The following is a 24,722-nucleotide window of genomic DNA, read 5'->3' as shown; positions in this document are numbered from 1 at the left end:
CACCTCTTATCCCCGATCAGGCGCGCGTCCGATTCTGAACGCACGCGGCCGAGCGGCCGTGCCGTCGACAGGTGGGGGGAACGTGAAGGCATCACTAGCGCTGGCCGTGGTGACGGTCCTGGGCGCGGTCGGATCAGCGACCGCGCCCGCAGCGGCTTCAGGAGGCGCGCCGAGCTTCGTGCAGCAGGCCACGGCGCACGCGTCGAACGTCAGTACCCTGTCGGCGAAGCCGGCCGCCGCCGTCACGGCGGGGGACCGGATGATCGTCGAGGTGGGGGTGTGGAGCTCCGGGGCGGCGACCGCCGGCTCGGTGACGGACTCGGCCGGGAACGCCTACACCGAGCTGACCCATTTCACCGCCTCCGACGGCACCGAGCTGAGCGTGTGGACCGCGCCGGTCACCGCCGGCGGCGGCAGTGCGCTGACCGTGACGGCCAAGCCGACCTCGACCGCCGACGTCGGGGTCGCGGCGCTGGAGTACTCGGGCGTGTCCTCGGCCGGCGGCGCCTCGGTGGTGGACGTACAGGCCCACAACACCGGGAAGACCGGCGCGGCCGGGACGGTGGCGTCCGGCGCTACTGGGGCTACCACTGGCGCCGGTGAGCTCGCGCTCGGCTTCTACGCCGACTCCGGGTTCGGCGACACCATCACGCCGGGCTCGGGCTTCACTGGCCGGGCCAACGTCTCCAACGCCGGCAACATGGAGGTCGCGGTCGAGGACGCGGTGACCTCCGCGGCCGGCGCCACCCCGAACGCCGCGTTCGGTACCGGCGGAAGCACTGTCTGGCTTGCCGCGACCGTGGTGCTCAAGGCGGAGAACTCCGGCACCGCGACCGTGCCCGGTACTCCGACCGGTCTGGCGGCCGTGGCCGGAAGCGCTTCGGCGACGCTGACCTGGACCGCGCCGCCGGACGGCGGTTCGCCGCTGACCTCCTACACCGTCACGCCCTATGCCGACGGCGTCCCCGGTACCCCGACCGTGGTGACCGGTACGCCGCCGACGCCGTCGGTGACCGTGTCCGGGCTGAGTAATGCCGTGCCGTACACCTTCACCGTCAGTGCGGCCAACGCTGTGGGCGCCGGCCCGGTGTCGCAGCCGTCGAACTCGGTGGTGCCGGACCCGGTGCCGGCCGGGCAGTTCGGGCCGTTGCAGACCTCGCCGATCGTGGCCGTGCACTCGGTGGTGCTCGATGACGGCAAGGACCTGCAGTGGGACGGCTGGGAGACGCCGGAGCCCACCTACCTCCACGACCCCGCCGCTGGCACCTATACCGAGATCACCGCGCCCTCCAGCATCTTCTGTGCCGGCAATGCCAAGCTGCCCGACGGCCGGGTGCTGGTGGTCGGCGGCTACGGCGCCTCCTCGACCGGCAACCTCGGGATCGTCGACACCACCATCTTCAACCCCGCCACCCAGACCTGGTCCCGCGTCGCCGACATGCACCTGCCACGCTGGTATCCGGACCTGACCGAGCTGCCGGACGGCCGGTATGTCGCCATCAGCGGCAACTCCAGCGGCGCCAACGTCTGGGCCGACACCCCCGAGATCTACGACCCGGTCGCGAACACCTGGACCGAGCTGTCGGCGATCAACACCTCGCAGGTGCACGAGGAGGAGTACCCGTTCTCCTACCTGGCGCCCAACGGCAAGGTGTTCACGATCGGCCCGTCCGAGGACGTCTCCTACTGGCTGGACGCCAACGCCCAGACGTGGACGTCTGTCGGTGCCAGCGGCCTGAAGAACGGCTCGTCGGTGATGTACCGGCCGGGCCAGATCCTGTACAGCGGCGGCTCGCCGAGCGTCACCTCCACCACCACCGCGGTCGCCGGGGCCGCCACCATCGACCTGACCTCGGCGACGCCGACCTGGCAGCCGGTCGCGCCGATGAACTACCCGCGGGTCTACCACACGCTGACCATGCTGGCCGACGGCCGGGTGCTGGCCATCGGCGGGGAGCCGACCTCGAACCAGGACACGGTGACCTCCGGCGTGCTGCCGGCGGAGATCTGGGACCCGGCGACGAAGCAGTGGACGACGATCGGCTCGATCGCGGCGGCGCGCAACTACCACTCGACCGCGGTGCTGGAGCCGGACGGCACCGTGCTGATCGCCGGCGGCGGCCATGAGGAGAGCACCAGCGACCCGGGCCAGTACAACAGCCAGGTGTACTCGCCCTCGTACCTGTTCAACGGCCCGCGCCCGACGATCACCGCAGGTCCCGGCTCCGCGCAGTACGGTGCTGCGATGACGGTGACGACCCCGGACGCGGCCTCGATCGCCTCGGTGAACCTGGTCTCCTACGCCGCCGACACCCACCAGTCGGACATGGACCAGCACTTCGTGCCGCTGTCGTTCACCGCGGGCGACGGGACCCTGTCGGTGCAGGCGCCGGCCGGCGGCGCGATCGCGCCGCCCGGTGACTACATGCTGTTCATCGTGAACAAGGCCGGCGTGCCGTCGGTCGCGGCCACGGTGCACCTGAGCGCGGCGGCGCCGACCGTGCCGGGCGCGCCGACCGGGGTCACCGCCACGGCCGGGCCGTCGTCGGCGACGGTCTCCTGGACCGCCCCGGCTTCCGGCGCGGCTGCGGTCACTTCGTACACGGTGACGCCGTATGCCAACGGCAGCGCCCTGACGCCGACCACCGTCACCGGTACGCCGCCGGCGACGTCGGCGACCATCAGCGGCCTGACCAACGGGACCAGCTACACGTTCACGGTCAGCGCGACCGACTCGGCGGGCACCGGAGTGGCCTCGGCGCCGTCGAACGCGGTGGTGCCGACGAATGTGGCGGCGCCGGTGTTCGTGCAGCAGGCTTCGACGCATGTGCCGAGCGCCTCCTCGGCGGCGGTCACGCTCGGGGCGCCTATCACTGTCGGCGACCGGTTGGTTGTGGAGGTCGGCGTGTGGAACACCTCGTCGGCCACCGCCACGGCGGTTACCGATACCGCGGGTGATACCTATACCGAGATCAGCCACTTCACCGCCTCCGACCATACGGAGATGAGCGTGTGGAGCGCCCCGATCACCGGCGGCGGGGGCACGAAGCCGACGGTGACGGCAAAGGCGTCCTCGGGCGGCGCCGCGATCGGCCTGGCGGCTCTGGAGTACTCGGGCCTGTCGGCGGCGGCCGGGCTCGCAGCGGTCGACACCCAGGCACACGCCACCGGCACCACTGGCGCGGCAGCCACGGTCTCCTCCGGCGCGACGGCGGCTGCCTCGGCGGCCGGGGAGTTGGCAGTGGGCTTCTATGCCGACTCCGGGTTCGGTGATGTGCTCAGCGCCGGCGGCGGGTTCACGCAGCGGGTCGACATCTCGAACACCGGGGATATGGAGGCGCTGGTGGAGGACCAGGTTCCGGGCGCCGGGGCCACGGCGGCGGGCACGTTCGGGACTGGTGGGTCGACGGTGTGGTTGGCGGAGACCGTGGTGTTCAAGCACAGCTGAGCTGAGCTGAGCTGAGCTGAGCTGACTGACGGCCGGGAGCCGGTGAGCAGTGCCCCCCTGCTCGCCGGCTTTCGGCTGGGTGGGGGTGCTCGGTGCCCGGTGACAGTAGTCGGCGGTAAGGCGCGCCTCGCCGGGAGGGCGCTGCCTGCCGCCGACCGCTGCTGTGCTTTTCACCGGGAAGAGGGCCGCACTGACGGTGATACCAGGGCCCGTACCTGGGCGGCGCGGGTGTCTAGCGGGCCGGGTTCGATGGTGACGAGGTTGTAGCCCATGGAGCGGTATGCCTCGGCGTGGATCGCCTCGAAGCGGAGCGCGTCGTCCAGGCTGATGCGCCGAGCGGCTGTCGGGGCGATGAAGCCCTGGCTCTTGACGAAGAAGACACGGCGGTCGTAGATCGCCTGGTCACGAATGCGGTCGAGTTCGGCGGCGAGGCACTGTCCGACGGGGTGGCCGAGGAACAGGGCCAGGGCGTAGGTGCAGATCGGGGACCGGTCGAACAGGACCGGTCCGATCTGGTGCTCGCCGATGGTGAGCTGGCGTCGTCGCTGCAACGCGACGATCTCGTCGATGAAGTCGGGACCGGACCAGGGTTCGTCGATGCCGCGGGCCTGGTTGAGGGAGATGACGTCGGTGGCGGCTTCCTCGACGACGGCCAGACCGTCCAGTTCGAGCCGGCGCAGGATGGCCGTTTTGCCCGAGCCCGGCGTGCCGGTCAGGATGAAGCGGGGCATGGAACTCCTTTAGGCGGCAGCGACCTACGATGCGACCATGACGATCACGTATCAGTGGCGCGGTGATTTTGACAACGCAGCAGTCAACGCCCTCCACGCGGAGGCCTTCGGTCACGGCCAGACGGCCACCGACTGGCACACACGAGTGCATCGTCACAGCCTCGGCTGGGTCTGCGCTCGAAAGGCCACCGCCCTGGTCGGCTTCGTCAACGTCGCCTGGGATGGCGGCGCTTTCGAACCGGATCTGCGCCCCTTCTCCTTCGAGGCCTGCGGCTTCAGGCCGACTGACGCAGGACTCATCGCTTTGCGCTGAACCAGCTTCGAGTCGGTGCGGAGCGGGTTACGGCCGACCGTGGGCGACCATCCGCAGCTCACAACACCGTGAACGTCATCGTCGCCGTGTACGTCCCGGCGATCGTACTCGTGGGCACGTCCAACTGCAGCGCCGCACCGAGGTGCACGGTGCCGAGCCCGCTGCAACTCGCCAGGGTCGTGCCGGCCTTCAACCCGCCGTTCGCGTTCGGCGCGACGCTTGGACCCGCCGTGACCGTCTGCGCGGGTGATGTGTCGATGACCGACGGGGTCCAGCCCAGGTTCGCTCCGTCGAAGGAGTGGCCCGCCGTGTCGCTGAAGTCGGTGACCGTGGCGGTGGCCGTCCAGCCGGGGGAGGCCGCGCGGTTGTCGGTGACGACGATCGGGGTCAGGGCACCTGTCGTCTGGAAGAGGTCGCCCGCGGGGTTCAGGACCGTGTCGGGGAGCACCACGGTCGGGGCGCCGGAGACCGCGATCGCGAGGGCGCCCGGCGGCAGGACCGTGGTCACCGTCTCCACCGGGGCATGGTTGATCGGTGCGATGGTGATGTCGACCGGCTGGCTCGACGTGGTCCACGCCGGGCCGCCGCTGGGGGTGAACGAGACGACGAACTCGTAGCTGCCCGCCGCGAGGGTGGTCAGCACCAAGTTCCCGGTGCCGTCGACGTCCGCGAACGTCAAGGGCGTCGCGGGCTGCGGCCCTGCTGTCACGGCCAGTGTGAACGTTCCGGCGAGGCCGGGGTCGACGGTCGCGGTGAAGGACACCGGGTCGCCTTGGTGCGCCGCGCCGCCGGGCGAGATCGCGAGCGCGGGCACCGGATTCGCGCCGGTGGTGCAGGAGACCGTGCTGCCGGCCATGTCGCACGGTGGTGGTTGCGGCGTGTCCGCGATCAGCGCGGCTGTCTGATCCGTGCAGGCCGGGCTCGCGTTGTCACCGGCTCCGGGCACCTTGGCGATGGTGGCCAGCGACGTCTGCACGATCGACGGCGCCAGCGGCGCGGATCCCTGCTGGGCGAGTGTCTGCTGGCCCGGACACAGCGCGTAGTCGGCGAACGTGCCCAGGGTCAGGCCCTTGGCGGTCGTGAAGGGGGCCGCCGTCGACAGCGGGACGATCATGTAGCTGACGTTCGACAGCGGATAAGCACGCGGATCCCCGCTCGTGTAGACACGGCTGACGTCGGCGAGCCCCTGAGCATCCACCCTCGCGCTCTGCAGCGCGACGGCGACGTTGCCGGCAGCCGGCAGGACATACGCTCCGCCCGCATTGAGCAGCTTCGCTACAGGGAAACCGGACTGAAGCGCGTAGGAGTACCCGGTATAGGTGATCGCGCCTTCCGAACTGGGCTGGGCGACGTAATCGGCGACGCCGGTGTCCAACGACTGCGCCACGAAATGCGCGCCGGCCGACGACGGCACCGGGTAGTAAGACGTCTGGCCGCAAGGCGTTGCCCGACCGCTCGCCGCACAGTACGCGTTCCAGATCGGCGCGAGCGAGGGCTGGTTCGCGAACCACGCCGTCAGCTGCGCGGAGGTCCCCGCCCCGTCCGAGCGCACCACCGGCACGATCTCCCGTGCCGGGAGCGCGACGCCGGGGTTCTCGCCCGCGATCTCAGGATCGTTCCCCGTGGTGATGACACCGGTGAAGACCTTGGCGCCGGTGACCGGGTCCAGCCGCAGACCGGTGATCTCATGCCCGCCGGAGGTCAGGTGGTACATGAAGGCCAGGCCGTTCCCGGCGATCGGGGCGTAGGCGAACGGCTGCGCGGGCAGCGGATCGACGACCCCTTTGTCGACCAGGCCGTACGGAACGTCGCTGACCGCGAAGTCCACCGATCCGCCGCGGAACTGGATCCGGCCGTCAGTCGACCCGGTGCCGGCATAGGAGACTTGAACCCCCTGCTGCGCGACCTGCGACGTCCACTGGTTCATCGCGTTCCCGACCCACGTCGACCCGGCTCCGGTGATGGGCACGTACGCCGCCGCGCTCGCCGGCGCCGGGCCCACCCCGGCCGCGAAGAAGCAGAATGCCAGGACGGCTGAAGCCACCCGGCACACTGCCGGGCGAAACTTGGACACCAACGTACGTCCCCCCATGTAAGAGCCTTGTATCGTCCCGGCTGGCGGCGACGGTACAAGGACCCCGACGGTGCGGCTCCAGCCAGGGCTGAACGCCGGACATCGGATGGTGGAACGAAGCGCGTCGCCCGTACCGCCCTCATCGCCGCTGTCCGTTCTCGAGTTGCGGCAAGATCCCGCGGCGGTCCACCGTTGACCCATGCGGAAAATCGGCCTGATCGGCGGCATGAGCTGGGAATCGACCGCCGAGTACTATCGGCTCCTGAACCAGGGCGTCCAGGAGCGTCTGGGCGGTCTGCACTCGGCCCGGGTGGTCGTCTCGTCGGTGGACTTCGCGCCGATCGAGCAGATGCAGCAGAACGGCGACTGGGCGGCGTCCGGCGACGTGCTGGCCGCCGAGGCCCGGGCGCTCCAGGCGGCGGGCGCCGAGCTGATCATGATCGGCACCAACACGATGCACAAGGTCTACGACCAGGTCGCGGCGGCGGTCGGCTGCCCGGTGCTGCACCTGGGCGACGTCACGGCGCGGGCGGTCCGGGCCGCCGGGCTCGACCGCATCGGCCTGCTGGCCACTCGCTACACGATGGAGCAGGACTTCTACCGGCAGCGCCTCTCGGCCGGCGGGGTGGAGTCGCTGATCCCGGACGAGGCGGACCGCCAGCAGGTGCAGAGGATCATTTACGACGAGCTCTGCGTCGGTGTCGTGACCCGGGAATCGCGCGACCTGCTGATCGAGATCGGGCAGCGGCTGGTGGCCCGGGGAGCCCGCGGGATCGTCCTGGGATGCACTGAGCTCGAACTCAGCGTCCGGATCGACGACCTCGCGGTTCCCATCTTCCCGACCACCGCGCTGCATTGCCGGGCGGCGCTCGACATGGCGCTCGAGCCGCACAGTTGACACCGCTCCGAGCGGCGAAGAAAATCAATCGGCTCGTCTCGCCGATCATGGACGCCGAGCCCTATTCGGCGGGTTCTCGGTGGGTGGGGGCTTTCGTATGCGTGCTCGGCGTATTTCTGTGCTCGCGGTGACCGGCTCGACGCTGGTGGCCTGGCTCGCCCCGGTGACGGCGCATGCCGCCGGGAACACGGTGCTCGTCGAGCCCGGGCGTTCGACGTGCTCGGACAAGCCTTCGAGCCCTGGTAACGCGGCTGTGCCCTTTTGCACGGTGGCAGGGGCTTTCGCCTCGCCTCTGGTGACCGCCGGAACCACACTGAATCTCATCGGACAGTTCCAGGGCGGGATCGACGTCACGAAATCCGGCGTCACCCTGAGCGGCATCGCGGCGTCGATCACCGGCGGACCCTACGGGGTGCTGATCGATCATCAGCATGACGTGACGCTCAGCAATGTGAAGATCGCCGGCACCGCGGGCGAGGCCGTGATCGCCCGGGCGTCGCAGAACGTCACTTTGACGCGTCCCGGCTTGGGGGACTCCCAGTCCGGCGTGGCGGCGCCGGACCCGACGATCCCCGCGCTGCGGTTGGACGGAGTCACCGGCGCCACGGTGACCGGTGGTGAGATCGCGGGGGCGAAGGGCCCCGGAATCAGTGTGACCGGGTCCTCCGACGTCGTCATCGCCGACGATCTCGTCGCGGCCGACGACGGCGGCGGGATCACGGTCGCCGACTCCGGCACCGTCGACGTCGTGTCGAACACCCTCGACGGGAACGGCGGCAGCTCCATCGCGGTGACCGGCACGTCCTCGGACGTCGGCGTCGAGAACGACATCGCGAGCCAGGCGACGACGCTCGGCTCCCGGGTCGGCATCGCCCTGGACCTCTCCGCTTCCGGCACCGTGAAGGTCGGCTACAACATCCTCACCACGGCGGCCCCCGGCGGCCCGGTGGTGCGGTGGAACGGCAGTCCCTACGCTGATGCCGCCGCCTTCGACACCGCGGGCGGTGGCAGCCACGATCTGACCGCCGACCCCGGCTTCTGGTCGCCTGTGCCGGCCCCCGGTGCCGGCCGTCAACGGCCGGAATACGACCTGGTCACCGGCTCGCCGGCCATCGACTCCGCCGATTCCGGCGCGCGCGACGAGCCGTCGGCAGACATCAGCGGCGATGCACGAGTCGACGACCCCGAGGTCGCGGACACGGGTGTCGGGCCGGTCAGCTACGCGGATCGTGGCGCCTTCGAGTTCAGCCGCCCCGTCACGCCCTGGATCCAGGTGTCCGGATCCGGCGGGATCACGCCGCAGGACTACCGCACCGAGACGATGAACGTCAGCGTCGGGCCGTCCTGGTCACCTGTCGTCAGCTACGACGTCTTCTTCGGCGACGGCGAATCCACCGGTCCGCAGACCTCGCCGGATGCTGTCCACACCTACAAGGCGGACGGCACCTACACGGTCAAGGTCGAAGTCACCGACGCGGGCGGCTCCACCTTCTCGACGACGACCCAGACCTGGGTGCAGCCGGAGACCTTCACGCCGGACATCTACGTCGCTCCGGGCGGCCCCGGCACTGACATCCCCCAAGGGTCGGTCTTCGCGGAGTCCATGGACACCGGTCGAACGCTGGTATCGGCCACGGCCACCTTCGGGGACGGCTCCGCACCCGTGACGCAGAAGACCGCGTTCGGCACCTTCGTCCACCCCTACGCGGCATCGGGCACCTACAACGTCACGATCACCGTCACCGATCAGTACGGCTGGACCGGCAGCGCGTCCCAAAACGTCACCATCACGGTGCCTCCCGCGCCGCCGACGCCCCCTCAGCCGAAGCCGCCTGTGAAACCCACTGTCCGCCGCATCGGTGGCACCGATCGCTATGACACCGGACGCCTGGCGTCGCAGGCGCAGTGGCGGGACGGAGCGGCCGCGTCGGTCGTCCTCGCCCGCGGCGACGCCAGCCCCGACGCGCTGGCCGGAGTCCCCTTGGCAGCCCACTTCCACGGCCCGCTGCTGCTCACCGACCCGTCCAGGCTCGACACCGCCACACGCGCCGAGATCGATCGCGTCCTGGGAGGACCCGGTACCCACAAGATCGTCTATGTCCTCGGCGGCGCGAGCGCGGTCTCGCCCGACATCGAGAAGTCGCTGCGCAGCGCGGGGTACACCGTGGTCCGCTACGGCGGCGGCGACCGATTCCAGACCGCACTCCAGATCGCCGCGTCCTTCGGTCCGACCCCCGAGGCCATCGTCGCCACCGGCAAGGACTTCCCGGACGCTCTGGCGGCGGGACCGCTCGGCGCGGTGCGCGACGCCCCGATCGTGCTGTCCGACGGCCCCACACTGGACCCGGCCACGGCCGCCTTCCTGGCCGGACACAAGACCGTCGACGCGGTGGGCGGCGCGGCCGTGACCGCCGTGGGAACGCTGAAGACCGCCGCGAAGACGGTGAACCGCCTGGCCGGCCCCGACCGGTTCGCGACGGCCGAAGACGTCGCCGCCGCGGTCGTCCACACCACGGGTTCGGCCCCGACCGGCGTCGGCGTCGCCTACGCCTACAACTTCCCGGACGCGCTGACCGGAGGCGCGTTCGCCGCCAACGCCCGCCAGCCGCTGCTGCTCACCGGCACCGAGTCCGCGGACCCGGGTCTGCTCGTGACGCTGCACGGGTGGTCGTCGACGCTGCACGGCGTGGAGGTCTTCGGTGGGGCGAACGCCATCGGCCAGGAGGTCGTGAACCAGATCGCCACGGTGCTCGGCGGCCAACTCGGCTGACGATCACCAGTCGCCCATCAGCACCTCCACCGCCGCGAGCGCGCTGACGCGCGACGTCCCGCGGGTACCGATGAACGCCGCCCCCGGCGCGGCTCGGTGGTGGGGGAGTCCCATCTCGACGAGGATCGCGTCGGGCCGCGCCGCGATCAGGGCCAGGACGGCGCCGGGCCAGCAGTCGTCCGAGGCCGAGGCCCCAACCGGTCTCGCCGATCGCCGGGGTGGGCTCGTCGGCGACCTCGATGACCAGAGGTGGGCCGGTCAGCGGCCCGCCGAGCAGCACCTCGACCCGGCTCGCGGCCTGGACCAACCGCAACAGCACCACGCCCCGGATGCCCTCGGCGATCCGCCGCTTCAGCCAGTCGGGAACAACCGTCCCGGAGAACCCGGGAAAGATCGTGGCATCGGCCCACCGGCTCAGCTCCTTGCTCATGCCGCCTCCTCGGCCTGGCAGGCGTCGAGCAGGCGCGAGCGGGCAGCCCGTAGCGTTTCAGGGGCCGTATGCAGCGTCGCCAACGCGTGCAACGCGGCACCCACCACCGGCGGCCTGTGGACCGTGCGCAGCACCGCGCCGGGTGCGACCGTGGCGAAACCTGCGGCGACCCGCTCGGCCAGGCGGGGGTGGCCGGCGGCCAGGATTCCGCCGCCGAGCACCACCTCGACCGGCTGCTCGTGCAGGGCCAGCCGGCGCAACGCCGTGACCCCCATGGCGACGATCTCGTCGGCCTGCCGGTCGAGCAGGGACAGCGCCACCGGGTCGCCGGCCGACGCCGCCGCGAACAGCGGCCGCGTCAGGCCGGGCAGCGCGGCGGTGTCGAGCGCGCCGGTGTGCAGCGCCTCCGTCACCGCGGCGACCGTGTCGCGGCCGAAGTGGCTTCGCACCCCGGCCGCGAGTGCGGTGGCCGGACCGCGGCCGTCCTCGTCGCGCGCGGCGTGCCACAGGACCGCGGCGCCGAGGTCGATCCCGCCGCCCCAGTCGCCGGAGATGGCGCCGAGGGCCGGGAAGCGCGCGGTCCGGCCGTCCGGAGCCAGTCCGACACAGTTGATCCCGGTACCGCAGACCACTGCGACACCCCATCCGCTCTCGGAGCCGGCGTGCAGCACCGCGAAGGTGTCGTTGGCGACGTCGACCCGCTCGGCCCAGCCGCGTGCGGCGACGGCCGCGGCCAGGTCGCGCTCCTCGGACGGGAGGTCGGCGCCGGCGACGAACGCTGAGAGCCGTGCGACGGCCGCCGAGCCTGCCATCAGTTGGGCAATCAGCTCATCCACCCCGTCGAGCGCCGCTCCGACCCCGGTCACCTGCGGCCGGAACGGCCCGCCCCGCACCCGCCCCAGGACGTGGCCGTCGGCGTCGGCCAGCAGCACGTCGGTCTTGCTGTTCCCGCCGTCGACGGCCAGCAGCAGCGGCGTCACGCCGTCGCCCACGGCAGGTGCGCGCCGTTGGCCGCGACCAGCTCGGACGCCAGCTGCCGGGCCTGATCGGCCTGCCCGATCAGCGGATGCGCGAGCAGTGCCGCCTCGACTCGCTCGACCCCGCCTTCGACCGCGGCGCGCACGGCCAGCTCCTCATAAGCCGCCACATGCGCGATCAGCCCGGCGTACAGCGGCTCCGGCGGGGTCACCGGCAGCGGCACCGCGCCGTTGTCGCCGACGCGGCACGGCACCTCGATCACCGCCTCCGGCTTCAGGAACGGCAACGTGCCGCCGTTGCGCACGTTGGCCACCTGCGTCGAGCCGGTGTCGCGCAGCAGCCCGCCGACCAGTTCCACCGCGGCCTCGGAGTAGTACGTCCCGCCGCGCTCGCCGAGCAGCTCCGGCTTGGTGTCCAGCGCCGGATCCGCGTACATCTCCAGGAGTTCGCGCTCCAGCCGGGTCACCTCCTCGGCCCGGGACGGCGTGCCGCGCTGCTCGGCGACCACCCGATCGTGCCCGTAGTAGTAGCGCAGGTAGTAGGACGGGATCACGCCGAGCCCGCGCAGCATGTCCACCGGCAGCATGCAACGTGCGGCCAGGCTGTCGGCGTGTTCGGCGAGCAGCTTGGGCAGCACGTCCACGCCGTCCACCCGCACGCCGGTCTCCCATGTCAGGTGATTCAGTCCGACGTGGTCCAGCTGGACCGACTCGGCGTCCACGCCGAGCCAGTCCCCGAACGTGTGCTGGAAGCCCTTGGCGACGTTGCACAGACCGACCGCGCGGTGTCCGGCGTCCAGCAATGCGCGGGTGACGATGCCGACCGGGTTGGTGAAGTCGACGATCCACGACTGCGGAGCTGCCCGGCGGACGCGCTCGGCGATGTCCAGGACAACCGGAACCGTCCGCAGCGCCTTGGCCAGCCCGCCGGCCCCGGTCGTCTCCTGGCCGACGCAGCCGCACAGGTGCGGGAACGTCTCGTCGCTGTGCCTGGCTGCCTGGCCCCCGACCCGCAGTTGCAGCAGCACCGCGGCGGCGCCGTCCAGGACCTCGTCCAGGGACGTGGACGTCAGCACCCGGCCGGGATGCCCCAGCCGGCCGAAGATGCGCGACGAGACGCCGCCGACCAGCTCCAGCCGCTCGGCGGCGGCCGGGATGTCGACCAGCACCAGCTCGTCGAGCGGGAGCCGGTCGTACAGCCGGGCGAACCCGTCCGCCAGTTCGGGGGTGTAGGTGGAACCGCCACCGACGACGACGATCTTCAACCCTTGACTCCTGTCATGGTGACGCCCTCGATGAAGGCGCGTTGGGCGAGGAAGAACACGATGATCACCGGGGCCATGGCGATCAGCGTGGCGGCGATGGTGAGGTTCCACTCCACGGCCAGGCCAAAGTCGTTCCAGGCCGAGAAGAACTGGAACAGCGCGACCGCCGCGATGGCCGGCCGCGTCATCGGGACCACCACCCGGAACACGACCCTGACCTCCCCGCAGCCGTCGATCCGGGCCGCGTCCAGGTACTCCTGCGGGATGGTCACCGGGGTGGTGTCGTCCGCGCCGGCGCACAGTACGGCCGCCAGGGAGCCGACCTTGCGTGGTCTGTTCATGCATACCTCGATCGCGTGAGGAGTGGTTCGCGAATATTTACCAGTTCGTTTACCAGTTGCACAAGAGATTGACCAGTGGCCCCCGGTACGGCACCATGAACTGGTTCGGGGTCGTTCGCGCCCGCCCCGGAGGCAACCGCGCACGAAGGAGCAGTGACATGGACGGCAGGGTCCCGGCGTCGGCGCAATCGCGGCATGCCAAGCGCGATCGTGTCCGCGACCACCTGCTCGACCTGGTGGAGACCGCCGAACCGGGCCAGGCGATCCCCTCCGAGCGTCAGTTGTGCGCGCAGCTGTCGGTCTCCCGGCCGACGGTCCGGGCGGTGGCCGAGGACCTGGTCCGCGACGGGCTACTGGTCAAGCGGCACGGGCAGGGCATGTTCGTGGCCCGGCCGAAGATCGCGCAGAACCTGGCCCCGGCGCCGCAGAACCCGCACACGGCGCACGCCGTCGCCGGCGTGACCGGGACCTGGAGCAGCCGCACCGTCAGCTTCACCGCGATCAGCGCCGGCGCGCGGGTCGGCCGCCGGCTGCGGCTGGCGCCCTCGGCGCCGGTGCTGCGCGTGGTCCGCCTGCGCCTGGTCGACGGCGAGCCGATGTCGGTGGACACGCTGTACCTGCCCGAGCGCCTGGTGCCCGGCATCACCGCGCGGGACCTGGAGGAGAACTCCTTCTACGAGCTTCTGGAGACGCGGTACGGGATCGGTGTGACCGACGCGGTGCAGACCATCGAGCCGACCGTCACCGACGAGGAGGAGGCCGGGCTGCTCGGCGTACCCGTCCACTTCCCGGCGCTGCTGTTCGAGCGGGTCACCGAGGACGCCGACGGCCGGGTCGTGGAGTTCGCGCACTCGGTGTACCGGGGCGACCGGTACCGCGTGGTGTCCCGGCTGTCACTGGCCAAGAGCCGCGGCGGCGGGCGGGTGCTGGCCGGTCAGTGGGCCACGGGCACCGGGGACGCCGGGGCGGGGATGCCCGCCGACCCGTACTTCGCCGCGCCGGCCTAGGCGGAGCCCAGACCGACGCGACATCTTGCTTACCAGTTCTAATGTCGCTGACCAGTCCTAGCGCGCGGTCCACGCCTGGTTCGACTGACCGGTGCACGGCCACAGTTCCATGGACGTCCCGTTCGGCGCGACGACCGCGCCGCCGGTGACGTCCAGGCACAGGCCGGACTGGACGCCGACGAACGTGCCGTCCGAGCGCCACGCCCACTGCTGGTTGGTCTGCCCGTTGCAGGTGTACAGGACCACGGGCGTTCCGGGGGCCGTCTTGCGCCCCTGCGCGTCCAGACACTTGCCGAGGACCTGGAGTGAGTTGTCGGTGGCGTGCACGAAGCTCTGGTTCGCCGAGCCGTCGCAGTCGTAGACGTCCGCGCGGGTCTGGTTGGCGCTGCTCGGCATGTCCAGGCAACGGTTGCTCGCGGTCCCCACGTAAGTGGTCGGGCCCACAGCGTTCAGCGCGTTGGCGGAGAACCAGGCGTTGCCACCGCCGAGCGTCCACACTGAGATGGTGGAGATGCCCAGGTTCCGTACCAACTGCAGCTTGGAGTCCAACGCGGTCTGGTCGACGTAGTCGTAGAACGCACCGCCCGAGCTCCAGCGGATCTCGCCGGAACCGGGGTCGCGGCGCGAGGCGATGACCGCGGGGTCGGTCGAGTAGCCGGGTGCCTTGGCCATGTCCGCAACGGTCTGATTCCCGACGATGGTCTGGCACTTGGCCGTCGCCGTGTACGCCTCCGCCGGCAGCCCGGCGACGAAGCGGTACCGCTGCGCCGCCGGAATCTGCGCGAGCGCCCCGCTGAGCAGGTCCTGCATCCAGGAGTAGGGGGAGAACGCCAGGCAGGTACTGCCCACCGGCGACTGGTACTCGTCGTCGTAGGCCATCATGACCACCTGGTCGACCCCGTCGGCCAGGACCGTGCCGTAGTTGAACCCGGTAGTGGTGTCCGGCGGCCCCTCGACCTGCAGCTTGAGCCCGCTGGCATGCAGGCTCGCGGCCAGCCGCGTCAGGAAGTTGTAGTAGTTGGCCTGGTCGTCGCCGACCCACGACCAGTAGTTCTCGAAGTCGACATCAGCCCCGGTGAACCCGATGCTCTTCACCAACGAGGTGATCGCCGATATCGCGGCGGCAGTCTTGGCGGGCGAACCGGTCAACGCCTCCTCGGACGACAGATCGGCGAGCGAGACCGTGACGTACTGCTGAGCCGAGTGCGCCTTGACGTCGGCGACATTCGCAGCGCTGTAGCCGTTGCACGCATAGGCGGGATTGCTCGCAAACAGCGTCTCAGGATCGCCCGACCCATCGATGTCGATGTACTCGGCCTTGAGCACACCCTTCTGAACGCGACCGTCCGCGTACTCGGCCGGAGCGGAGCAGGTGACGTTCCCGACAGGACCCGGATACAGCCATTCCTGGACCTGAAGCGGCCCGGCCGCGTCCGCGGTCGCGCCCGCGGCAACCGGTCTGAGCTGATGCGCGTTGCTGGCGAAGGCGGCGCCGGAGGCCACCGTGAGGGTCGCGGCGGCGGCGGTCGTCATGGCCATGGCCATGATCCGGCGCCCGCGGTGGGGGGTTGTCATGGCGGACATCATGCGACTGGTAAATACCAGTGGTCAATACCAGTGGCGTTCCGAGCTGTCGAAAGTTCGACCGCAGCCGGCCGCGTGGGGGGCTTGGTGCCGTCGGCGCGGACCGCGTCTAGAATTGACCTGCGAGTATTTCCGGACGTCCGCCGTGTGAACCATGGGGTGCGCATGGTTGTGCAGAGACTGCACCCGCAGGCTCACAGGGACGCCGCCTGGATCGAGCGCGAGGCCGTCCAGGCGCGCGCCTACGATGCCATCGGCGCGCGTTACGACGAGGCCTTTCCTCATAAGGAAGGGCAGGTCGCGTGTGCCGAGACCCTCCTGGAGGAACTGCCGGCGGGCGCACACGTCCTGGACGTCGGTTGCGGCACCGGGCTGCCGACCGCCCGACAGCTCGTTTCCGCCGGATGTGAGGTCACCTGTCTGGACATCTCTCCGCGGATGCTCGAGATCGCGCAGGCGAACGTCCCTCAGGCCCGGTTCGTCCTGGGCGACGTTCTGGACCTGGCGCCGGAGTTCGGTCGATTCGACGGTGTGACGGCCTTCTTCTCGCTGCTGCACCTGCCGCGCGCCAGACTGCGCGATGCCTTGGGGCTGCTGCGCGATATCCTGGTGCCGCAGGGGCTCATGGCGTTGGCCATGGTCGAGGCCGACATCGACGACGTCCCGATCCCGTTTCTGGGCGGCCGCATCCGGGTGACGGGGTATTTGCGGGACGAGCTTCGGTCGATCCTGCAGGATTCGGGCTTCATCGTCGAGCCGGCGCGGACGATGTCCTACGCCCCGGAAACCTCGGAGGCCGGGCCAGAGGTTCAATTGTTCTACTTGTGCCGTCGCGCGGACGGCGGTGATCCCTAGAGGGGGGATCGAGTTCGGCGTGACCAGGGACGTGGGCATGTGGACGTGCACGACCACCTGAAATTCCTCAAGGAGGCGACTGAGGCGATCGGCACGGGCGTCGACATGGTCGCGATCGCCCAGCAGTTCGCGGCAGCCCTGGTGCCCCGCTTGGGGGACTTCGCCTCCATCAACCTGCTGGACGCCCTGTTCGTGGACGGTGCCCCGGCACCGTTGTCGCCGCACGCCACTGCTGTGAGTCTGATGCGTCGGGTGGCCGTCGCCGACGACGATCCGCCCGGGCGCTGGCGCGAAGTGATGCCGGAGGGTGCGGTCCGGATCATGTACGCGACCAGCCCGTGCCACGAGGCGATGGCGACGGGCTTGCCGGTGTATGTGCCGAGCGTGGCGCCGGCTCAAGCCGCCGCCATGGCGCTCGACCACGGTACCCGCGACCTGATCCCGCTGGTGGCGGGCCGCGCCTACCTGGCGGTGCCGTTGTCGGTCCGCGGTCGCGTGCTCGGCTGTGTGGCGGTGACGCGGCGGCCGGAGCGGCACCGGTTCGACGACGCCGACGTGCTGACGATCGGACAGCTCGCCGCGCAGGTCGCGCTCAGCATCGACAACGTCCGTCTGTACCGGGGTCAGCAGGCCACCACGGCCGAGCTCCAGCGGGCCGTGTCGGCGTCCGCGCCCTCCGGGCTCACCGGCGTCGAGGTGGCGCACCGCTACCTGCCGGGCAATCCGGAAGTCGAGGTGGGGGGCGACTGGTTCGACACCATGGCGCTGTCCGGAAGCCGGGTCGGAATCGTGATCGGCGACGTCATGGGGCACGGCGTGCGCTCGGCCGCGGCGATGGGCCACCTGCGCATCGCGGTGCAGACGCTGGCGGCCCTGGATCTGCCGCCGGACCAACTGCTGCGCCAACTCGACAACCTGGCTCAGCGCATGGGCGACGATCACCTGGCGACCTGTATGTATGTGGTCTACGATCCGATCGCCGGCATCTGCCAGCTGGCCAACGCCGGCCACCTCCCGCCGCTGATCGTGCGCCGCGGCGGCGGCGTCGAGCCGGTCGCGGTTCCGTCCGGCGCGCCGATCGGGGTCGGCGGCGTCGCCTTCGACACCGTGCGGATCCCGATCCGCGACGGCGACACGCTGCTGATGTACACCGACGGCCTGGTCGAGGCGCGCGGAGACGACATAGGGGGGCGGATCGAGGCCCTGGCCGAGAGTCTGCGGCTGGCCAGACCGGCGACGACCGACCCCGAGGCGCTGTGCGACGCGCTCATCGGCACGATTGATCCCGACAGGCACGAGGACGACGTCGCCGTTCTGGCCGCGCGGTTGTCCAGAGTCGCTGCTTCGGACGTGGCGCACTGGCTGCTCAGCCCCCGTCCGGCGGCGGTGGCCCGGTCCCGCAGGCTGATCCGTCAGACCCTGGCCGGCTGGTCCCTGAGCGAGCTCCACGACATCGCGGAGCTACTGGTCACCGAACTGGTCACCAACGCCATCCGCTACGCCACCGGCCCGATCGAGCTGAGGCTGCTGCACACCAGCACCCTGCTGTGCGAAGTGCGCGACGACGACCACTACCTCCCGATCCTGCTCGAGGCCGGCGATCTCGACGAGAACGGCCGCGGACTGTTCCTGGTCAGCCGACTGGCTCAGCGCTGGGGCGCCAGCCGGACCGCGCACGGCAAAGTGGTGTGGTTCGAGCTGGCCATCACTGATAGTTGACAAGATCACGACCACCTATTCCGATGGTCGCGGGTTCGAATCCTGTCGGGAGCACCGCACTCGAACCCCAGGCTTCCTTGTTGAAGTCCGTCAGCCTTTGCGCCGATCAGCTGTGCCCAGCCAAAAGACCAACCTCCCGGGCTCATCGCCGCTCGACTGGCACGACCACGAGCCGATGACCAGCGGGGATGAACTTCTCGGCACCCTCAGCCCCGGAGCTGCTGTGCTCCGGATGGGTGCCGTCGACGTGGATCTTGCCCTCGAACTTGTTGAAGCCGCCTCGGCCAGCGCGACCTCGCTGTGCGGGGTCTGGTCGTAGCCGACGCTCATGGTGCTGCCTCCGGATTCCGGGCCGACCGGCCTCGTTGAAGAATGGACGACCTGGAGGTTGCCTCCAGCGGACCTGTGCCCCCGGTTCTGCCGGCTCTACTGCCTGCGCACCGCCGCGCGGGTGAGGCCGGCCGAGTGGAAGACCGACTGCCCGGCGGCGGCGCACATGCGCGGGGCCCAGGTTCAGAGCACATTTGAACCATGGGTGTCCGCTCCCGGTGGACCGATGGCGACTGGCCGGGGCAGCGCAGCCGGGTGCTGCTGCTGCTTCCCGTCGCGCTCATCGTGGTGATCGCGACGGTCGACCTCCGGTCTCCCACCGACATCCACCTGGGCCCGCTCCTGGTCATAGCGCCCGCGCTGGCGCCCTCGCTCGCCGGCGCCCTGGCGACGGCCGGGATCGGCGCGCTCGCCGTCGCGGCGCAGGTGGTGATCGCCGTCTTCCACGGCGGGCTCACCACCAGCAACCACATCGCCCAGATCGTCGCGCTGACGGTGCTGACGGTCCTGATCGTCGTCTTCACGGTCGTCCGCGAGCGCCGCGCCCGCCAGCTCGCGCAGGTCAGATCCGTGGCCGAGGCCGCGCAGCGGGCGTTGCTCCGGCCGTTGCCGGACCACATCGGGCCGTTGCACATCGCCAGCACTTACCTGGCCGCCGAGGACGAGGCGCAGATCGGCGGTGACCTGTACACCGCCACCCGCACCCCGCATGCGACACGGCTGCTGATCGGAGACGTCCGCGGCAAGGGCTTGGCCGCGGTCGGCGAGGCGGCCCTGCTGCTCAGCGCGTTCCGCCTGGTCGCAGCACGCGCGGTTGACCTGACCGAACTGGCTGGTGTCCTGGACCGGCACGTCCAGCGTTACCTGCTCGACTTCGCCGCGTCCGGCGACGAGACCGGGGAGCACTTCATCACCGCGCTGCTGCTGGAGTTCCCCGACGACGAGCCGTTGGCGTACCTGACCGACTGCGGCCATCCGTCGCCGCTGCGACTGCGGCACGGCGAGGCCGTGGTGGTGGGCGGCGCGGAGGCCGCTCCGCCACTGGGCCTGCAGGCCATGGCCCTCAGTCCCGTCTCCACCGTGACCATCCCGTTCGACGTCGACGACACCCTGCTGCTCCTCACCGACGGAGTCACCGAGGCGCGCGACTCCACCGGCGCCTTCTACCCCCTGGCTGAACGCGCGGCACGCTGGGCCGACGCGGCTCCCGAGGCCTTGGTGAACCACCTTCGCCGGGATCTGCTGGCCTATGCGGGCGGCCAGCGTGACGACGACGCCGCGCTGGTGGCGATCCGACGGACCTCGGTATGGCACGGACCCGAATCGGCCGTCGTCGCCACGCCGCGCGGGCGAGACGTGATCGGCGCCGAGCCGGATGGCGGTGGAGGGCCGTCGAGACAAGCGGAGTCGATCAGGGACAGGTGCTGTTCGACACCGCCAGCAACTGGATTACCCGACTCCAGGACGCCCACCAGGCCGGACGGCTCGAAGCCGAGCTGAAGAAGATCCGCCGCTACCGGCTGATCATCATCGACGAAGTTGGCTACACCACGTTCGATCAGGATGCTGCGAACCTGTTCTTCCAGCTCATAGGCTCAAGATACGAGCAGGGCTCCGTCATGGTCACCTCGAACCTGCCCTTCGGGCGATGGGGTGAGACGTTCTCCGATGACGTTGTCGCCGTGGCCATGATCGATCGTCTGGTGCACCACGCCGAGGTTCTCACCCTCACCGGCGATTCCTACCGGACCCGTGCCCGCCGCGGACTCCTCGCCAAGGACCGCGCCAGCCGCGACTAGGCAGCACGTCACGGCAGCGGCCCTGGCCCGGCCTTACTCATCGGCGCCGCGATCCGTGCTCAGTCGTCTTCGGACAGGTGGAAGTAGACCGTGCCCGACCGCCAGGATCCGAACTCGGTCATCTCCGACTGGATTACGACATCCTGAACCTCAACCGGGCCCAGTGCCTCGATCGAATCTGCCAGCCTCCGCAAGAGCGCCGGCACACTATCGCAGCCCGGGCCTTTGGGGTTGGCCTGGGAGAAGTGGCGAACGGTCCAGGACTCCGGAGTGCTGCTCATGGGCTTGATCGTAAGACTCGCTACTGCCTGGCCCAAGTCGATTCCGACCACGCGGGCCTCACCCCCGTCCGCGGTCGCCAGAACGCGGCCTAGAAACACGCCGGGGTCAATTTTCCCGAGGTGCAACGTGCTCAACATTCACGAGGTGTTGACAGGACGACAGCAACTGACCGGTGTCCACCGATGCACGCGCGTGGGGGTCCGACCCGGACGCCCGGGCAGCCGGATGAAGGAGCCGCCCGTACGCCCGCACAACTTTGATCAGGTCGCGGCCACGGACCGGATGAGGCGTCAATACGCTCCTCACCAGCGGTTCCGTGCTGTTCCTGACTAGCCTCAAAGCTTCGCGGCATCTGGCGTGAGAAACCACCGGTTGATGGTGCGGCGCCTGGGTACAACGGCCCGCAGCACGGGAGAGAAGCGGAGCGGGAGACATGAACAAGCAGGCGAAACGATGAGGTGGCGGCGGTGGGCCATGTCGTGGATGGTTTCGTTCAGCGTCCAGTCGCCGGCCGAAGCCATGACCGGGGACGCCGTCGTGGCAGCCGAGCAGCTGCTCGCGCGTGCCTGGATCACGGATCAGCTCGCGGCAGCACGACCATCGGATGCTCGCGTTGCTGTCGGCGTCCACGCGGGTCCAGGACAGCCCACAGCCTCGACGCCGGCCATATCACCGATCCACTGATCGGCCGGGTCCGGCCCGCCCTCGGCCAAATGGGCGGTCACGGCATGTGGCTGGTCCACCAGATCTGCGACCTGGTGCAGATCCAAAGCGGCCCCACCGAGGGCACGGTCGGCCTGGAACCGCTGAAGCCGGACGCCGCGCCGCTTTGACGGTCTGATCGGCGTGGCGACTGCTCGACTCTCCCTAACGGAATGTCGAGCACCTGACCGCCGGCCACTGCAGGTGCGGATCGGCGCTTCTGTGGCTCTACTCGGAGGGTGCTTGGGTGCCTTGGCGGAGTTGCTCGTTGAGCCGGTGGGGTTCCGGTATCGACGAGTTCGCGGGCGCGGGCGGCGAGGCGTAGCTGGTAGCGGGAGTAGCGGTGGTGGCCGCCTTCAGAGCGCAGCGGGACGAACAGTTTGGCTTCGCCCAGTGCCCGCAGGAAGGCGGGCGTGGCGCCGATCATCTCGGCGGCCCGGCCCATGGTGTAGGCCGGATACACCTTATCTGCGCTGGAACGCGGTAAGGGGCCCGGTGCCGTATGGCACCGGGCCCTGAGGGAATTAACACCATCTACCTACCGACGAGTCGTCGGCTTACTTTTCCGCGCAGGGCGCTTGCCTATGCCGTGGCGCGGGGATCTCGGACTGCTGACCGGGGACCACCTTCCAATCCGGGGCCTGACCTGCCCACCCGGACACAATGTGCCGTCCGGGCGATCCTGATGGTGTGTTTCCTCCTGTTCTCTACGGGTCCTACTGACCGGGTACTACACATGCGGTACTTTTCGGCAGCTCCGGGCTCTTCCCGGCTGTCGGTCCCTGGGCCGGTACTGCTGGCTTCGGAACCCTATTGCCGTCCTGCTCGCGCCAGTTCGTGTCTGTCGCGCCCAATCGACTGCTTCGCCTACGACAGAAACCATACCCACGCGGGCCGTGAATGTCTACATCGCCGGCTACAGATTTTGGAGAGCGGCCGGGTGAGGTGTGCTCCTTCCGGTGCATGGCTCCAAGACGTCTGGGGCCTTGGGGAGGTGAGGGCGACGGGCCAGGCATGGCGGCCTACGCGGCTGGGGCTTCATGATTCAACTGCGCCCTGGCAGCCTTCGTCGCCGCCCGATCTGCCGCATACCGGTCCACCGGCACTGGTGTCAGGGCGACCAGGAACGGGTGCCGGTGGATCTGTACGGCCAGTTCAGTCAGCTCGACCTGCATCGCGGTCAGGGCGGCACGCTGCTCGTCGTTCAGCTGCACCTTCCCGGCAGCGATGTCCGTCGAGGCCGGCAGAGTCTTGACGAATCGGGCCTGTTGGGCGTCCAAAACCAGGAAGCGGCACTTGAGCTCGATGAGGTCGTCAGGGATCTCCGGGGCGGACGTGTCTGCCATGATGCCGCGCTCCTTTCCTGCTGGCTCATGCCCATCAGGACTCTTGCCTCTCCTTGAGGCAGATCCTGACCGACATGTGGCTTTCTCGGCTGGGCCTGCGCTTTAGGCGGTGCTCAAGACGGCGGCCGGCCGCAGCTGCCTGCCGTGGGCGGGAGCGGCGGGTCGGCTGTTCGCGGTGCGGATGACGTCGGCCAAGCGGTCGGCGATGGTGGTCCAGCGCAGGCGGTCGCCGGTGTCGCGGGCAGCGGTGGTGGCCGCCTCCAGGCGGCCGGGGTCGGTGAGGATGGTGCGCAGCGCCGCGGTGAACGCCTCGTCGTCGCCGGTCGGCACGGTGATGCCGGCGCCGTCGGCGAGCATGTCGCGCGCGTAGTGGTAGGCGGTCGACACCGCCGGGACGCCGGCGGCCAGGGCGAAGGTCAGCGCCCCTGAGCTGATCTGCTCGGCCGAGCGGTAGGGGGTCAGGAACACGGTGCTGGCGTGCAGGACGGCGGCGATCTCGGTGTCGGTGAGGAAGTGGTCCAGGAAGACGATGCGGTCAGCTACGTCCAGGTCGGCGGCCAGGGCGGTAAGACTGTTGCGGTAGTCCTCGCCGTACTGCCGGGCGATCTCGGGGTGGGTGGCGCCGGCGATGAGGTAGTGCAGGTCGGGCAGTTCGGCCGCGAGGCGGGCGACGGCGGTGATGCCGGCCTCCAGGCCCTTGTTCGGGGAGATCAGGCCGAAGGTGCTGGCCAGGGTCGTCCCTTGCAGGCCGGCCAGGGCGGCGGCGACCTCGGGCCGCAGGTTCGGGCCGGTCTGTCGAGCGGGGGCGGGATAGAGGATGTCGGGGGCGCCGTGGCCGATGACGTGGATGCGGCCGGGGGCGGCGATGCCGGCTGCGACGGCCAGGCGCTGCGCGGTGGGGGTGAATACGGTCACGGCCGCAGCGCCGCCGCACAGCTGCCGCAGCGTTCGTGCCTGTCCCGGGGTCGGCTGGGAGACGACCGTGTGCAGGGTGGTCAGGTACGGGATACCGGCGGCGGTCAGGGCGGCGGCGAAGTCCAGGATCCAGGCTCCGTCGGGGCCGCCGAAGATCCCGAACTCGTGCTGGATCAGGACCGCCGACACGCCTTCGGCGGCCAGCCGGCTGGCGGTGGCCGGATAGTCTTGCGGGTCGTCCTGGTCGATGACCGTGTGCACGGGCGAGCCGTAGGCCAGCCGGTCCCGGTCCACCGCGGCCACCACCACTTCCAGGTCCGGTGCGGCGGTCGTCAGACCGCGGCGCAGGTCGGCGGTGAAGGTGGCGATGCCGCAGGCCCGCGGCGGATAGGTGGACACGATCGCGATCTTGCGTCGGGGCCGGGCCGGGCGATGGGTCGGCGCCAGGGCGGCCGGGCGGTGGGGGACGCTGTGCGGCATGCGAATGGCTCCTTCATCCGGGCGCCCGGGGTGTCCGGGTCTTGCTCGGACACCCCGGGCGCCGACGGGACGCGGGGCAGTTGCTGTCGTGCGGGCGGATTGTGGGTCCGACGTGGATGTGCGGGCCGGATGGTGGTGGGGTCTGGGTGTGGATGACGGCTGGTCGGCGGTGAGCGGGGCCTGGGTGCGGGTGCGGTCTTGGGTGGTGCGTTTGGCTGGGTCGTGCAGGACCGGCCAGGCGGCCGCCACCTGTGTCAGGCGTTCGGGGCCGGACGCGTGCCCGGCCTCGGCGTCGGGGTCCGCGGCGACGTCGAGGATCGCGTGGAAGTCGGGGTCCGTCGTCGCTGCGCGGTTGCCGGCCGGGGGGCGCCCCCCGGGGGGGGGGGGGCCCCCCGCCGGGGGGGGGGTGGGGGGGGGTTGGGCCAGGCGGGGGGGCCGGGGGGTTAGCCCTGTTAT

General features: G+C 70.3%; 16 protein-coding genes and 3 pseudogenes. 9 read left to right on the top strand and 10 right to left on the bottom strand.

Annotated elements, in window-relative coordinates; genetic code table 11:
* Nucleotides 1-82 precede the first annotated feature (82 nt).
* Nucleotides 83-3,448 (top strand): fibronectin type III domain-containing protein, encoded by a 3,366-nt coding sequence (locus ABH926_RS44960; protein WP_370373080.1) that lies wholly within the window; start codon nt 83-85, stop codon nt 3,446-3,448.
* 170 nt (nt 3,449-3,618) lie between these two features.
* On the opposite strand, the gene ABH926_RS44955 is transcribed toward ABH926_RS44960, so the two are convergent.
* On the bottom strand, nt 3,619-4,179 hold the full coding sequence (locus ABH926_RS44955) for an AAA family ATPase (RefSeq protein WP_370373078.1): 561 nt from the start codon (nt 4,177-4,179) through the stop codon (nt 3,619-3,621).
* 37 nt (nt 4,180-4,216) lie between these two features.
* On the opposite strand from ABH926_RS44955, the gene ABH926_RS44950 reads away from it, so the two are divergent.
* Complete coding sequence (locus ABH926_RS44950) at nt 4,217-4,492, top strand: hypothetical protein (protein ID WP_370373076.1); 276 nt, start codon at nt 4,217-4,219, stop codon at nt 4,490-4,492.
* A 58-nt stretch (nt 4,493-4,550) separates the two neighbouring features.
* Here ABH926_RS44950 and ABH926_RS44945 read toward each other — a convergent pair whose 3' ends face one another.
* The gene (locus tag ABH926_RS44945) at nt 4,551-6,536 is read right to left on the bottom strand and encodes a substrate-binding domain-containing protein (protein WP_370373074.1); all 1,986 of its coding nucleotides are present in this window, start codon (nt 6,534-6,536) and stop codon (nt 4,551-4,553) included.
* A gap of 229 nt (nt 6,537-6,765) precedes the next feature.
* Here ABH926_RS44945 and ABH926_RS44940 point away from each other — a divergent pair, with 229 nt between their 5' ends.
* On the top strand, nt 6,766-7,464 hold the full coding sequence (locus ABH926_RS44940; RefSeq protein ID WP_370373073.1) for an aspartate/glutamate racemase family protein: 699 nt from the start codon (nt 6,766-6,768) through the stop codon (nt 7,462-7,464).
* A gap of 127 nt (nt 7,465-7,591) precedes the next feature.
* A complete protein-coding gene (locus ABH926_RS44935; RefSeq protein ID WP_370373071.1) occupies nt 7,592-10,234 on the top strand; it encodes a cell wall-binding repeat-containing protein in 2,643 nt (880 codons plus the stop codon).
* 426 nt (nt 10,235-10,660) lie between these two features.
* On the opposite strand, the gene ABH926_RS44930 is transcribed toward ABH926_RS44935, so the two are convergent.
* From ABH926_RS44930 to ABH926_RS44920, 3 genes and pseudogenes are all read right to left on the bottom strand, one after another.
* On the bottom strand, nt 10,661-11,656 hold the full coding sequence (locus ABH926_RS44930; RefSeq protein ID WP_370373069.1) for an N-acetylglucosamine kinase: 996 nt from the start codon (nt 11,654-11,656) through the stop codon (nt 10,661-10,663).
* Nucleotides 11,641-12,906, bottom strand: coding sequence for a 6-phospho-beta-glucosidase (locus ABH926_RS44925; protein ID WP_370373067.1), 1,266 nt, complete (start codon nt 12,904-12,906; stop codon nt 11,641-11,643). Before ABH926_RS44925 ends, ABH926_RS44930 begins: the two co-directional genes overlap by 16 nt.
* Nucleotides 12,903-13,178 (bottom strand): annotated as a pseudogene (locus tag ABH926_RS44920) (ABC transporter permease subunit); the annotation flags it as partial. The pseudogene ABH926_RS44920 and the gene ABH926_RS44925, both read right to left, overlap by 4 nt.
* 227 nt (nt 13,179-13,405) lie before the next feature.
* Between ABH926_RS44920 and ABH926_RS44915 the strand changes: the two are divergent.
* Complete coding sequence (locus ABH926_RS44915) at nt 13,406-14,254, top strand: GntR family transcriptional regulator (protein WP_370373066.1); 849 nt, start codon at nt 13,406-13,408, stop codon at nt 14,252-14,254.
* A 57-nt stretch (nt 14,255-14,311) separates the two neighbouring features.
* On the opposite strand, the gene ABH926_RS44910 is transcribed toward ABH926_RS44915, so the two are convergent.
* The gene (locus ABH926_RS44910) at nt 14,312-15,829 is read right to left on the bottom strand and encodes a ricin-type beta-trefoil lectin domain protein (protein WP_370373064.1); all 1,518 of its coding nucleotides are present in this window, start codon (nt 15,827-15,829) and stop codon (nt 14,312-14,314) included.
* Nucleotides 15,830-16,003: 174 nt separating this feature from the next.
* On the opposite strand from ABH926_RS44910, the gene ABH926_RS44905 reads away from it, so the two are divergent.
* The 4 genes and pseudogenes from ABH926_RS44905 to ABH926_RS44890 form a co-directional block, all read left to right on the top strand.
* Nucleotides 16,004-16,693 (top strand): class I SAM-dependent methyltransferase, encoded by a 690-nt coding sequence (locus tag ABH926_RS44905; protein ID WP_370373063.1) that lies wholly within the window; start codon nt 16,004-16,006, stop codon nt 16,691-16,693.
* A gap of 39 nt (nt 16,694-16,732) precedes the next feature.
* A complete protein-coding gene (locus ABH926_RS44900) occupies nt 16,733-18,412 on the top strand; it encodes a SpoIIE family protein phosphatase (RefSeq protein ID WP_370373062.1) in 1,680 nt (559 codons plus the stop codon).
* A 531-nt stretch (nt 18,413-18,943) separates the two neighbouring features.
* Nucleotides 18,944-20,242, top strand: a complete 1,299-nt coding sequence (locus ABH926_RS44895) for a PP2C family protein-serine/threonine phosphatase (RefSeq protein ID WP_370373060.1) — start codon at nt 18,944-18,946, stop codon at nt 20,240-20,242.
* A pseudogene (locus ABH926_RS44890) lies at nt 20,164-20,541 on the top strand (ATP-binding protein); the annotation flags it as partial. The gene ABH926_RS44895 and the pseudogene ABH926_RS44890, both read left to right, overlap by 79 nt.
* A 59-nt stretch (nt 20,542-20,600) precedes the next feature.
* On the opposite strand, the gene ABH926_RS44885 reads toward ABH926_RS44890, so the two are convergent.
* The 4 genes and pseudogenes from ABH926_RS44885 to ABH926_RS44870 all read right to left on the bottom strand — a co-directional run bounded on the left by ABH926_RS44885 (nt 20,601) and on the right by ABH926_RS44870 (nt 24,266).
* Complete coding sequence (locus ABH926_RS44885; protein ID WP_370373059.1) at nt 20,601-20,822, bottom strand: hypothetical protein; 222 nt, start codon at nt 20,820-20,822, stop codon at nt 20,601-20,603.
* Between the two features lie 980 nt (nt 20,823-21,802).
* Nucleotides 21,803-21,970 (bottom strand): annotated as a pseudogene (locus ABH926_RS44880) (MerR family transcriptional regulator); the annotation flags it as partial.
* Nucleotides 21,971-22,547: 577 nt separating this feature from the next.
* Nucleotides 22,548-22,871, bottom strand: a complete 324-nt coding sequence (locus ABH926_RS44875; RefSeq protein WP_370373056.1) for a hypothetical protein — start codon at nt 22,869-22,871, stop codon at nt 22,548-22,550.
* Between the two features lie 102 nt (nt 22,872-22,973).
* Nucleotides 22,974-24,266: a glycosyltransferase gene (locus ABH926_RS44870; RefSeq protein WP_370373055.1), complete on the bottom strand. Its 1,293-nt coding sequence runs from the start codon at nt 24,264-24,266 to the stop codon at nt 22,974-22,976.
* Between the last annotated feature and the right edge of the window lie 456 nt (nt 24,267-24,722).

It is taken from the genome of Catenulispora sp. GP43, assembly GCF_041260665.1.
Classification (GTDB): Bacteria; Actinomycetota; Actinomycetes; order Streptomycetales; family Catenulisporaceae; genus Catenulispora.
This window is presented reverse-complemented; position numbering and strand designations above follow the sequence as displayed.